General features: G+C 59.8%; 9 protein-coding genes. All 9 read left to right on the plus strand.

Annotation, left to right across the window (positions count from 1 at the left end):
* The first annotated feature begins 118 nt into the window (after window positions 1-118).
* The 9 genes from QOM10_RS08030 (at window position 119) to QOM10_RS08070 (ending at window position 12,149) form a co-directional block, all read left to right on the plus strand.
* Complete coding sequence (locus QOM10_RS08030) at window positions 119-2,107, plus strand: calcium-binding protein (protein WP_316917839.1); 1,989 nt, start codon at window positions 119-121, stop codon at window positions 2,105-2,107.
* Between the two features lie 783 nt (window positions 2,108-2,890).
* Complete coding sequence (gene rfbF / locus QOM10_RS08035; RefSeq protein WP_108226864.1) at window positions 2,891-3,664, plus strand: glucose-1-phosphate cytidylyltransferase; 774 nt, start codon at window positions 2,891-2,893, stop codon at window positions 3,662-3,664.
* Entirely contained in the window at window positions 3,646-4,728 is a 1,083-nt protein-coding gene (rfbG, locus tag QOM10_RS08040; protein WP_127926298.1) for a CDP-glucose 4,6-dehydratase, read from the plus strand. The genes rfbF and rfbG overlap by 19 nt, the downstream gene beginning before the upstream one ends.
* Complete coding sequence (locus QOM10_RS08045; RefSeq protein WP_116033117.1) at window positions 4,725-5,285, plus strand: dTDP-4-dehydrorhamnose 3,5-epimerase family protein; 561 nt, start codon at window positions 4,725-4,727, stop codon at window positions 5,283-5,285. The genes rfbG and QOM10_RS08045 overlap by 4 nt, the downstream gene beginning before the upstream one ends.
* Window positions 5,282-6,508, plus strand: coding sequence for a class I SAM-dependent methyltransferase (locus QOM10_RS08050; protein WP_316917840.1), 1,227 nt, complete (start codon window positions 5,282-5,284; stop codon window positions 6,506-6,508). The genes QOM10_RS08045 and QOM10_RS08050 overlap by 4 nt, the downstream gene beginning before the upstream one ends.
* A complete protein-coding gene (locus QOM10_RS08055; RefSeq protein WP_316917841.1) occupies window positions 6,505-7,356 on the plus strand; it encodes an NAD(P)-dependent oxidoreductase in 852 nt (283 codons plus the stop codon). The genes QOM10_RS08050 and QOM10_RS08055 overlap by 4 nt, the downstream gene beginning before the upstream one ends.
* Window positions 7,353-8,423 (plus strand): class I SAM-dependent methyltransferase, encoded by a 1,071-nt coding sequence (locus QOM10_RS08060; RefSeq protein ID WP_316917842.1) that lies wholly within the window; start codon window positions 7,353-7,355, stop codon window positions 8,421-8,423. The genes QOM10_RS08055 and QOM10_RS08060 overlap by 4 nt, the downstream gene beginning before the upstream one ends.
* A 17-nt stretch (window positions 8,424-8,440) precedes the next feature.
* Window positions 8,441-9,178, plus strand: a complete 738-nt coding sequence (locus tag QOM10_RS08065) for a cephalosporin hydroxylase family protein (RefSeq protein ID WP_093439633.1) — start codon at window positions 8,441-8,443, stop codon at window positions 9,176-9,178.
* A 55-nt stretch (window positions 9,179-9,233) separates the two neighbouring features.
* Window positions 9,234-12,149 (plus strand): TIGR00180 family glycosyltransferase, encoded by a 2,916-nt coding sequence (locus QOM10_RS08070; RefSeq protein WP_316917843.1) that lies wholly within the window; start codon window positions 9,234-9,236, stop codon window positions 12,147-12,149.
* Window positions 12,150-12,168 lie beyond the last annotated feature (19 nt).

Genomic DNA, 12,168 nt, shown 5'->3' on the forward strand with positions numbered 1-12,168 from the left:
TCGCGTCTTTGCAGTCGATACCTCTTTATTCGTTTACTCATCCGGCAGGGATTGCACGCTTGAACGGTCTCTCTCTGCCGACAGAACCGCTTTCAACAACAACGCAAGGAAGACGCAAATGTCAGTAGTGAATGGAACGAGTGAAGCGGATGTCCTCTTGGGCACCGACGATAATGACGAACTCTATGGACTGGAGTCGGATGATGTACTGATCGGCAGTGCAGGTTCTGATGTGCTGGATGGCGGAGAAGGGTTCGACACGGCGACCTATTACGCGATGTCGTCGGGTGTCAGTGTCGAGTTCGGCAAAGATGCCACGACTGTCGCAGGGGCTGAAGGCAAGGTCGACACCCTCATCGGTGTCGAGAAAGTCTTCGGTACGTTCCACAACGATACGTTTACCAGTTCGGTCGGCGGTGTGACGTTCGAGGGTAGCGTCGGGGATGATCTGTACATCGTCGACAGTGAGGGTGTGACAATTGTCGAGGAAGACAACGGGGGTTTTGACGAACTGCGCACCAGCCTCAACACCCTCAAGATGGACCCGTTCATTGAAAAGCTGACGTTCACCGGCACCGGCGATTTCAAGGCTTACGGCAATGCCAGTGACAACGAAATCATTGGCGGTGCCGGTAACGACTGGCTGTGGGGCGGGGATGGTGCCGATCACTTCGTTGGTGGTGATGGCTACGATACGGTCAGCTACAGCGACAGCCTTGAGGGCGTGAGAGTCGAAGACTTCGCCAACTTTGACGGGCTGACCATTGCCTACGGTGACACCTTCACCGGCATTGAAGCGTTGCAGGGTTCGGGCTTCGATGATGTGATTTATCGTCACAAAGACTTTATGAGCATCGATGGTAGTGACGGCCATGACACCGTGAGTTATCGCTACGCTTTCGATCCGGTCAATGTTTTGATCGGCGGCGGTGTCAATGCGGCGGGCGACACACTGATGAATGTGGAAGAGGTTATTGGTTCCACCGATGCCGACCACTTCACCGTGAACACCAGTGGTGTGGTCGTCGCTGGCGGTGGCGGTGACGATGTCTACACGATCAACAGCGCCGGCGTGACCATCGAGGAAATCGAAGGCTACATGGGCGGTACCGATCACGTGTTCACCAGCCTGTCCGAGTTGAGACTGAGTGCGTTCGTTGAAAACCTGACCTATACCGGCAGCGCTGACTTCGTTGGCTACGGCAATGACGAGAACAACACCATCGTCGCCGGCGCCGGCAATGATGTGCTGTTGGGCGGTGCGGGTGCCGATAACTTTGAGGGTGGCGCTGGTATCGATATCGTCAGCTATGACGACAGTAGCGAAGGCTTGAGCGCTTCGCTGAAATGGGGCGTGCAGAGTGGTATTGCGTTCCACGATGTTTACATCGATATCGAAGGCTTGCGTGGTAGCCAGTTCAATGACGTTCTTGAGGGCGACTGGGGCGATAACATTCTTGAAGGCGGCGCGGGCGACGACCAGATTCAGGGTGGCGATGGCAACGATCACCTCTATGGTGGCCTGGCCTCCGGTCTCGATGTCGCCGGTCAGTCCGACAGCCTGTCGGGTGGCGCCGGTGATGACGTTATCGTTGGTGCGGTCAATGATCTGTTCACCTGGGCCAGTGGTGACGATGGCAATGACAGCATCACGCTGGGGCGAGGTTTTGCTTTCGGCGGCGAGGGTAATGACGTGCTCACCGGCACTGGCAGCGACTACATGCTGCAGGGCGATGGGGGGAATGATGTGTTGATTCTTAACCTTGCCGGTCAGTCGAATTCCGGAGGCAGTGCGTATGGCGGTCAGGGCGATGACACCTACGTGGTCAACACCACCGGGCTGGTGACGATTCAGGATGAGGGCTGGGATCTGAACGACACCCTGATCCTCAACACGATCGCCAATGCCAGCCAGTTGAACGTCACCCGCATCGGTGATGACGCTTATCTGCACAGTGCCAATGACGGCAGCACTGGTGTGCCGGACAACGGCGTGAAACTGGCGGGCTGGTACGCCGGGTTCAACAACATCGAGCACCTTCAGACTGCCGATGGTCAGGTTTTTGAGGTGCCGGTTAGTGGTGATGGGTTTGCCATGTTTGGGTAGTCGTTTGCATTGTTGATCTGGCTTGTGGAACGGGATGAATCTTTGGGTTCATCCCTTTTTTTGTCTGGGGCTTGGCGGCCTTTGGGCTGACCATGCTCTTGGGGGTTTGGGGGTGTATCCGTTGCTGTGGGTGTTGCTGATCAGGGTTCCGCCCTTACGGCGGGTCACTTTTTCCAGACGCCGAAAAAGTAACCAAAAAGGCTTGCTCCTGCGTGCGGCCCGCTCGCTGGGGCTCGGGGTTCCTTCGCTCCGGGATCGATCCGGGCGCAGCGCCTACGGTTTGCTTCGCTGCACCTCCTCTCGCTGTGTTTGGCTGCGCCAAACGGTCGCTGCGCTCCCACGCCCGGATCAATCCCTCCACTCAGCCTTCCGACGTCGCCCGTGGATCAAGATCAAGAGCAGGCGAGCTGACACTCGGCCTATTGAGTGGTGAGGAGCGCGGCGTGATCGGCTTTGGGTTTGTGGTGGATTTGCCCTTGCCCCAGCCCTCTCCCGGAGGTCGAGGAGCCGATTTTTGGGCTTTTCAACGCTTGAGTTCGACTCGGTATCGCACGTCGGCGTACTTCTCCCGAACTCCTCGGTCAGTCCCCTCTCCCTTTGGGAGAGGGTTAGGGTGAGGGGCTTGTGGAGCTGGCGCGTTTCCTGCAAGTCCCCTTTAAATCGCCATAAAACGAGCGCTCGCGGTCACTCCAGCGGCGCACGGATCGGCAAAAGGTTTAGCCAGAAGGCCCGCAAAGCTCAAGAAAGCGGCGCGCAGCCCGGTGAAGAACAAGAGGGGAGACGATGAAGGCAGTTATTTTGGCGGGTGGCCTCGGCACGCGCATCAGTGAAGAGTCGCACCTCAAGCCCAAGCCGATGATCGAGATCGGCGGCAAGCCAATTCTCTGGCACATCATGAAGCAGTATTCCGCCCACGGGATTCATGACTTCGTGATCTGCCTCGGCTACAAGGGCTATGCGATCAAGGACTTCTTCGCCAACTACTTCCTGCACACCTCCGACGTCACCTTCAACATGCGCGAGAACCGCATGGATGTGCACCAGAATTACAGCGAGCCGTGGAGCGTCACGCTCATCGACACCGGTGAGGAAACCATGACCGGTGGCCGGCTGCTGCGGGCCGGCCGTTATCTGAAAGATGAAGAGGCGTTCTGCTTCACCTACGGCGATGGCGTTTCCGACATCAACATCGCTCAGCTTGTGGATTACCACAAAGCCCACGGTCGTCTGGCGACCGTCACCGCTGTGCAACCGCCGGGTCGTTACGGCGCGCTTGAGCGTCAAGGCGATCAAGTGCTGGGCTTTACCGAAAAACCTCGCGGTGACGGTGGCTGGATCAACGGTGGCTTCTTCGTGCTCTCGCCAAAAGTGCTGCCGTACATCGCCGATGACGCTACCACTTGGGAAGCCGAGCCGCTGGCGCGTCTGGCGGCCGACGAACAGTTGAAAGCCTTTGAGCACGAAGGCTTCTGGCACCCGATGGACACCTTGCGCGACAAGAACCATCTCGAAGCCCTGTGGCAGAGCGGGGAGGCCCCATGGAAGCAATGGGCCTGAGTGCGGATTTCTGGCGCGGCAAACGCGTTCTCGTCACCGGACATACCGGTTTCAAAGGCAGTTGGCTGACCCTGTGGCTGCAAAGCCTCGGCGCGCAAGTCAGCGGCTTTTCCCTTGAGCCGTCGACCGAGCCGAGCCTGTTCGAGCTGGCGCGGGTGCACGAAGGCATCAACGATCAGCGCGGTGATTTGCGTGATCTGGGCGCCTTGCTGGAAATCATCGCCGAAACCGAGCCGGAGATCGTGCTGCACCTGGCCGCTCAGCCGCTGGTGCGCGAAGGCTATCGCGATCCGCTCGGCACTTACTCCAGCAACGTCATGGGCACGCTGAACCTGCTCGAAGCGATTCGTCAGGTCGGTTGCGTGCGCGCCTGTGTGCTGGTGACCACCGACAAGGTCTACGCCAACAAGGAATGGCTCTGGCCGTACCGCGAAGACGAAGCCCTCGGTGGCCACGATCCTTACAGCAGCAGCAAGGCCTGCTGTGAACTGCTCGCGCAATCCTATGCCGCGTCGTTCTTCCCGGCCGACAAGTACGCTGAACACGGTCTGGCCTTGGCCACTGCGCGTGCCGGTAACGTCCTCGGCGGCGGTGATTTTGCCCCTGAGCGACTGATTCCCGACGTGCTCAAAGCCTGGACGGCCGACGAGCCGGTGACCCTGCGCTATCCGCAAGCCGTACGTCCGTGGCAGCACGCGCTGGAGCCGTTGGCCGGTTACCTGCAACTGGCCGCCGGCCTCTACGAACAAGGGCCGGAATATGCCGGGGCGTGGAACTTCGGCCCGGGCGAAGCGGACATGTGCAGCGTTGGCGAAGTCGTCGAATTGCTCGCCAGCCGCTGGCCGCAGGCGCGCGGTTTGCGCATCGAGAAAAGCGAACTGCACGAGGCCGGCCTGCTGCGTCTGGACAGCAGCCGCGCCCGCCAGGTACTCGGCTGGCAGCCGCGCTGGACCTTGCAGCAGTGCCTGACCCAGACCCTCGACTGGCACCTGGCGTGGCAGAACGGCGATGACATGCGCAGCGTCACCCTCGGCCAATTGAACCTGTATCGAGGCGCGCTGTGAGTGAGTTTTCTCTGAAAGCGTTGCCGCTGGCCGGATTGTTCAGCGTCCAGCACAAACGTTTCGAAGATCAGCGCGGGCACTTCGCACGGCTGTTTTGCGAAGGCAGCCTGAGTGCGTTCGGCAGTGAATTCCATATCCGTCAGATCAACCATTCCTGCACCCGCGAGAAGGGCAGTGTGCGCGGTCTGCATTATCAGAATGGCAACGCCCCGGAAGCCAAACTGATCACCTGCCTTCGCGGTGAAGTGTGGGACGTGGCGGTGGACCTGCGTCCGGATTCCGAAACGTTTCTGCACTGGCACGCCGAGCATCTGAAGGCCGGTGATGGCCGCAGCTTGTTAATCCCGGCTGGCTTCGCCCACGGTTTCCAGACCCTGACTGAAGACGCCGAATTGCTCTATCTGCACAGCGCCGATTACGCGCCGGAGCACGAGGGCGGTCTGTCGGTGAACGATCCACGGCTGGCGATTGCCTGGCCGTTGCCTGTCAATAATTTGTCAGCGCGCGATTCCAGCCATCCCGCGCTCGATCAACACTTTGCTGGAGTGCGTCTATGAACTGCCGTGGGTGCGCCGCACCGCTGAGCCTGCCGCTGATCGACCTCGGCACCTCGCCGCCGTCCAACGCCTATGTGCACGCCGATCGCCTGGAACAGGCCGAGCAGTGGGTCCCGTTGAAGGTCGCGGTGTGCCAGCAATGCTGGCTGGTGCAGACCGAGGATTACACCAGCGCCGATAGCCTGTTCGACGCCGAGTACGCTTACTTCAGTTCGTTCTCTAGCACCTGGCTGGCCCATGCCGAACGCTATGTCGCCGAGATGGTCGAGCGCTTCGGCCTGACCGCCGATAGCCGTGTGGTGGAAGTCGCCGCCAACGATGGTTACCTGTTGCAATACGTGGCGGGCCGGGGCATTCCGTGCCTCGGTGTTGAACCAACGCGCAGCACCGCGCAAGCGGCTCGGGAAAAAGGCCTCGAAATTCGTGAACTGTTCTTCGGTCGTGAGACTGCTGCGCAGTTGCAAGCCGAAGGCTGGGGCGCCGACCTGATGGCGGCCAACAACGTGCTCGCGCATGTGCCGGATATCAACGATTTCCTCGGCGGCTTCGCGACGCTGCTCAAGCCAACCGGCGTGGCCACCTTCGAATTCCCGCAACTGCTGACGCTGATGGCGGGCGCGCAGTTCGACACGCTCTATCACGAGCACTATTCCTATCTGTCGCTGACCGCCGTGCAGACCCTGTGCGAGCGCAATGGTCTGGAAGTGTTCGACGTCAGCCAACTGACCACCCACGGCGGTTCGCTGCGCGTGTTCGTGCAGCGCAAGGACGGCCAGCGCCGAGCGGTTCAACCTGCGGTGCAACAACAGTTGCAAGCCGAACTGGATGCCGGGGTGAAAACCGCTGAGTACTACGCCACCCTCGCGCCTGCCGCTGAACGCATCAAGCATGAACTGTTGCGTTTCCTGTTGCAGGCCAAGGCTGACGGTAAACGTGTGGTCGGTTATGGCGCGGCGGCCAAAGGCAACACCTTGCTCAATTACGCCGGGGTCAAACCGGACCTGCTGGCCTGGGTCGCCGATGCCAATCCGCACAAGCAGGGCAAGTTCCTGCCGGGTAGCCGCATTCCGATTGTGGCGCCGGCGCAGATTGATCTCGAAAGACCGGATTACGTGCTGGTGCTGCCGTGGAACCTGCTGCACGAAGTCAGCCAGCAACTGGCGCAAGTGCGTCAGTGGGACGGCCGCTTCGTGATCGCCGTGCCTGAGTTGAAAGTGCTGTGAAGGTTCTGGTCACTGGCGCCACAGGGTTTGTCGGTCGGCATCTGGTCGCAGCATTGCTTGCACGCGGCTGCGATGTTCGCGCCGTGGCGCGCAACGCAGAAACCGCGCAAGGCATGCCGTGGATCAAGGACGTCGAGTTCGTCAGCGCGGATATTCACGCCGCCGATCTCGATGTCGCTGCATTGATCGCAGGTGTCGATGCACTGGCGCATCTGGCCTGGCCAGGCTTGCCGAACTATCGCGCGCTGTTTCATTTCGAGCACAACCTGATGGCCGATTACCGCTTTATCAAAAGCGCGGTCGAGGCGGGCGTGCAGCAGGTGCTGGTCACCGGCACCTGTTTTGAATACGGCATGCAGAGCGGGCCACTCAGCGAAAGCACCGAGCCTCAGCCGAGCAATCCTTACGGTCTGGCCAAGCACACGCTGCACCTGTTTTTGCAAAATCTGCAGCAGGAGCATCCGTTTACTTTGCAGTGGACGCGCCTGTTCTATCTGCATGGCGAAGGGCAAAACCCCAACAGTCTGTTGGCCGCACTGGACCGGGCGATCGATGCCGGTGAAGCGTCGTTCAACATGTCCGCCGGTGAGCAGTTGCGCGATTTTCTGCCGATTGAACGCGCTGCCGGTTACCTCGCCGCGATCCTGCAAAAAACCGACTTCAACGGCGTGATCAATTGCGCCAGCGGCCAACCGGTGTCCGTGCGTGCGTTGGTCGAACAACGCCTGCGCGAACGCGACGTGTCGCTGCATCTGAACCTCGGCCACTACCCATACCCAACCCACGAACCGCTGGCGTTCTGGGCGGTGAGCGAGCGTTTGCAACAGTTACTGGGAGAGCCGCAATGAAGCACGAGTTGTACCGGGTCACCGACCTGCCGGTGCTGCAGAACCGCACCTTTGCCGATGCCGCATCGGCACAGGCCTCGGCCAGTGCCGACATGCTGTTGGTGCAGGACGAGCGCAGCGGTTTGATCTACAACGCCGCGTTCGACGCCGACAAGCTCAGCTACGACGCCGATTACCAGAACGAGCAGGCGCATTCCGGCCAGTTCCAGAAGCATTTGAGTGACGTCGAAGGCATCATCGCCAAGCACTTCAAGGGTCAGGAACTGATCGAAGTCGGCTGCGGCAAGGGCTACTTTCTTGAGTTGCTCAAGGGCCTCGGTTATGCGATCACCGGCATCGATCCGGCTTACGAAGGCGAAAACGCCGACGTGATCAAGGCGCCGTTCAACCGTGGTCTCGGGCTCGCCGCAGACGCCATCGTGCTGCGCCATGTGCTGGAACATATTCAGGATCCGGTGAGCTTCCTCGCCGAAATCGCCAATGCCAATCAGGGCGGGCAGATCTACATCGAAGTGCCGTGCTTCGACTGGATTCTCGAGCACAAAGCCTGGTTCGACCTGTTCTACGAACACGTCAATTATTTCCGCCTCGATGACCTGCGGCGGATGTTCGGCACGGTGCACGAAGCCGGGCACCTGTTCGGTGGCCAATATCTGTACATCGTCGCTGACCTTGCGACGTTGCGCCTGACCCCGGAACAACCGGTGCCGCGCCTGACGCTGCCTGACGGTTTCACCGCCAGCCTTGATCGCGCCGTGCAGATCATTCAGTCCGCCCCCGAGCAGGGGTCCGCGATCTGGGGCGCCTCGTCCAAAGGCGTGATCTATTCGCTGTTCCTGCAACGCGCAGGTGTCGCAGTGGATCGCGTGGTGGATATCAACCCGGCCAAGCAGGGGCGTTATCTGCCGCTGAGCGGTGCCCGCGTTTCTTCACCGCAAGAGGCGATGGACGCGTTGCCCGAAAGCGCCAACCTGTTTGTGATGAATTCCAATTACCTCGAAGAGATCAAGCGGATGACCGGTGGACGCTACGTCTATCACGCCGTCGACAGCGCTTCGTTTCAGTGACCCTTGAGATTATTAAAATGACCGACAACAGCATCAACCAAGCCTTCGAAGCCGAGTGCCGGGAACAGATTGCCCAGCAGGGTGACGACCAGAAACTCACCGGTCTGGCCCGCGATTTCTTCAATGAATCGGCCAAGCACAAATACAGCTACCACTTCTCGTGGATGGGCCGTCCGATCATCCAGTTGCCACAAGACATGATGGCCATGCAGGAGATCATCTGGCAGGTCAAACCGGATCTGGTCATCGAGTGCGGCATCGCCCACGGCGGTTCGATCATCTACTACGCCTCTTTGCTGGAGCTGCAAGGCCACGGCGAAGTGCTGGGCATCGACCTCGACATTCGCCCGCACAACCGCGAGGCGATCGAAAGCCACCCGATGGCCAAGCGCATCAAGATGATCGAAGGTTCGAGCATCGACGCCGGCATTGCCGCCCAGGTGCAGGCTGCGGCCAAAGGCAAGAAAGTCATTCTGGTGCTCGACTCCAACCACACCCACGATCACGTCCTCGAAGAGCTGCGTCTGTACGCTCCACTGGTGTCGGTCGACAGCTACTGCGTGGTCATGGACACCGTGGTTGAAGACATGCCGGCCGATTTCTTCCCGGATCGTCCATGGGGCCCGGGCGACAACCCGAAAACCGCTGTGTGGAAATACCTGGAAGAGAATCAGGATTTCGAGATCGACCAGCAGTTGCAGAACAAGCTGCTGATCACCGTGGCGCCGGACGGCTATCTGCGTCGCGTCCGTTAATTCGCAACATCCCCAAAGCGTTATCTCGGCGAGTCGCCGGTTGTGGAGAGAAGTTATGCAAGGCAAGTACAGTTCTGAACTGACGCTACCGCTCAACGATCTGTTGACGGTGGTGCTGATTACTCACAATCGGCCGGCGTTTCTGCGCCGGGCGGTGAAGTATTACAGCAGCTTGCCCTGCAGAATCATGGTGCTCGATTCGACACTCGAACGACCTGAAGGCGACTTCTGCGCCGTCGATTACCACCATGTCCCGCAGTTCGCCTACTGGGGCATGCAGGCCAAACTGGCCTATGGTGTCGAGCATCTGACCACGCCATACATGGTGCTGGCGGCCGACGACGACTTCATCCTGCACGATTCACTGGCAGAGTCCGTCGGCTTCCTGCATGCCAACCCTGACTACGGCATGTGCCACGGCTATTGCCTGATGTACCTGTCACTGGCTCATGGCGTGAACTACTACCGCCGCGACAAGAAAGTCCAGGAAGACTATGCGTCCGAGCGCGCGCAGGATCGTGTCCTCGATTACATGAGCCAGTACATCCCGCCGTTCTACGCGGTAACCCGTACTGACTTGATGAAAAGCTGGCATTCGGCGTTGCCGCCGGGGACCAATTTCCAGTGGCAGGAAATCGGTCATGTCTACTACCTGCTGGCCAGTGCCAAGGCCCGCATCCTGCCGATTCCTTATGTGGTGCGCGAGATCAACTACGGTGTCTCCGAGCACAATACCGATGTGTATCACTCGCTGACCTACGTCGACGCCAAGTCGGTCGCCGAACGAGAGGCTTTTGCCGAGTTCCTCGTCTCACTGCCTACCGCTATCGAAGGGCTGGATATCGCGCAGGCCAAGGCCTTTGCCCTGGAAAGTTTCGAGGCGATGGCCGACAGCCTGAAGTCCGGGCGTGCGCTGACTGCCGAGCTGATTTTCGAATCGACCTGGAACCAGGCGTTGAAGGCGCCAGATCGTCGTTTTGGCCCGCTGCAGTATGTCGAAATGCCGTTTTACAACCAGGCATTCTTCGATCGTCTGGAGCAGTTCGAATTCATGTTGCACGCGCTGCCGGCCGGTCGCATGCAACTGGAAGGGCTGGAAGGCGTGTGGGCCCGTCAGGCGCACCTGTTGCAGGCGCGCAACAACGACACGCCGGAAAGTGTGGTTGACCGGTTGTGGCAGGCCCATGATCTCAACGCCTTCAACCAGGCTGTGGTCAAACGTCTGGCGGCGCAACTGGACGTTGTCGGTGACGAGAGCGCCGCGCAAGCCATGCACGAGTGGATTGCCCGTCTCGAAACGCTGACGGTCGACGATCATCAGCCGGTCTTCGGCAAAATGAAGTCCGGCCGCCTGTTGCAGTGGCTGGCGGCTCGCGCGCCGGCGATCGAACAGCTTGAGTCGATTGGCCAGCATCTGGCGACTGAAGGCGGCGGCCCGCAGTTCGGTATTTTCCTGCTCGACCTGGATAACGACATCGACAAGTTGCAGGTGTCGCTCGACAGCCTGCTCGAAGGTCACTGCAAAGCGTTCAGGATTGTCGTGTTCACCACCGGCGAAGCACCGGCGGCGACGACTGCACAAAACACGCTGCACTTTGTCCGAGTCACCCAAAGCAACTTTGTCGACAAACTCAACCAGGCCGCTCAGCAGTCGCCAAGCGATTGGTTGCTGCTGGGTGAGGCGGGTGATCAGTTCACCGCCAGCGGCCTGTTGCGCGCCAGTCTGGAATTGATGTCCGCCGAGGGGGTGCGTGCCGTCGCCACCGACGAGATCCAGCGCAAGGACAATGGCGCGCTGGTTGACGTGTTCCGCCCCGGTTTCAATCTGGATCTGCTGCAAAGCGTGCCGTCACTGATGGCGCGTCATTGGTTGATCCGTCGTGAAGTCTTGCTCGAAGCCGGCGGTTATCAGGCTGACTTCAGTAAGGCGCTGGAATTTGACCTGTTGCTGCGCATCATTGAGCAGGGTGGCCTTGACGGCCTGGCCCATCTCGACGAGCCGCTGCTGATCACTCGGGCGGCGGAGCTTGAAGAAAATGCCCATGAACGCCAGGCGTTGCTGCGTCATCTGGGCAATCGCGGCTACAAGGCCAAGGTCACATCGACGGTGCCGGGTACCTGGCAGATAGATTACCGTCACACCGAACAGCCACTGGTTTCGATCATTGTGCCGGTCATCGACGATCTAGCGGTGCTGCGTCGCTGCCTGGAAGGCGTGTTGCTCAGAACCCGTTACAGTCGTTATGAAGTGTTGCTGGCGGCAAACGCCAATCAATCGGCAGCGGTCAACGACTGGCTTGGCACGCTGCGCCACGCCAAGGTCAATGTGCTGCGTGCCGATCAGCCGCTGAGCGAAGTCGCACTGTACAACGCCGCCAGCGAGCAGGCTCAGGGTGAGTATCTGGTGCTGTTGGCCGCAGACAGTGAAGTCGTCAACCCGAACTGGATCGATTCGCTGCTCAACCACGCCCAGCGTCCGGAAGTGGGTATCGTCGGTGCCAAACTGGTCGACCGCGACGGCAAAGTCTCCCAGGCCGGCTTGATTCTAGGCTTTAACGATGGTGTGGGTTCGGCGTTCATCGGCGAAAAACACGCCGCCGGGGGCTACATGCAGCGTTTGGCTGTCGAGCAGAATTACTCGGCTGTGTCGAAGGTTTGCCTGATGGTGCGCAAAGAGCTGTTCAACGCCCTCGGCGGTCTGGATGAAGTGACGTTCGCTGACGGTTTCAGCGATGTCGACCTGTGCCTCAAGGCCGGTCAGAACGGTTTCCTCACTGTGTGGACGCCCTCGGTGCAGGTGCTGCATACCGGCGCGTTGCCAGAGGCTCCCCAAGCACTGGCGACACTGCGTGAGAAATGGAGCGGCGTCTTCGCGCAGGATCCGGCTTACAACGCCAACCTGGCCCTGACCGGCAAAGGTTTCACTCTGGGTGAAAATGCCTCGATCAACTGGGCTCAGTTGCTCGCTTAAGCGTGCCGGACAGGAATCA

This window comes from Pseudomonas sp. P108 (assembly GCF_032613195.1).
GTDB lineage: Bacteria > Pseudomonadota > Gammaproteobacteria > Pseudomonadales > Pseudomonadaceae > Aquipseudomonas.

Bases quoted from the DNA above. Each gene is read 5' to 3' on its own strand.
- QOM10_RS08030 (WP_316917839.1), top strand. From the start codon at position 119: ATGTCAGTAGTGAATGGAACGAGTGAAGCGGATGTCCTCTTGGGCACC.
- rfbF (WP_108226864.1), top strand. From the start codon at position 2,891: ATGAAGGCAGTTATTTTGGCGGGTGGCCTCGGCACGCGCATCAGTGAA.
- rfbG (WP_127926298.1), top strand. From the start codon at position 3,646: ATGGAAGCAATGGGCCTGAGTGCGGATTTCTGGCGCGGCAAACGCGTT.
- QOM10_RS08050 (WP_316917840.1), top strand. From the start codon at position 5,282: ATGAACTGCCGTGGGTGCGCCGCACCGCTGAGCCTGCCGCTGATCGAC.
- QOM10_RS08060 (WP_316917842.1), top strand. From the start codon at position 7,353: ATGAAGCACGAGTTGTACCGGGTCACCGACCTGCCGGTGCTGCAGAAC.
- QOM10_RS08065 (WP_093439633.1), top strand. From the start codon at position 8,441: ATGACCGACAACAGCATCAACCAAGCCTTCGAAGCCGAGTGCCGGGAA.
- QOM10_RS08070 (WP_316917843.1), top strand. From the start codon at position 9,234: ATGCAAGGCAAGTACAGTTCTGAACTGACGCTACCGCTCAACGATCTG.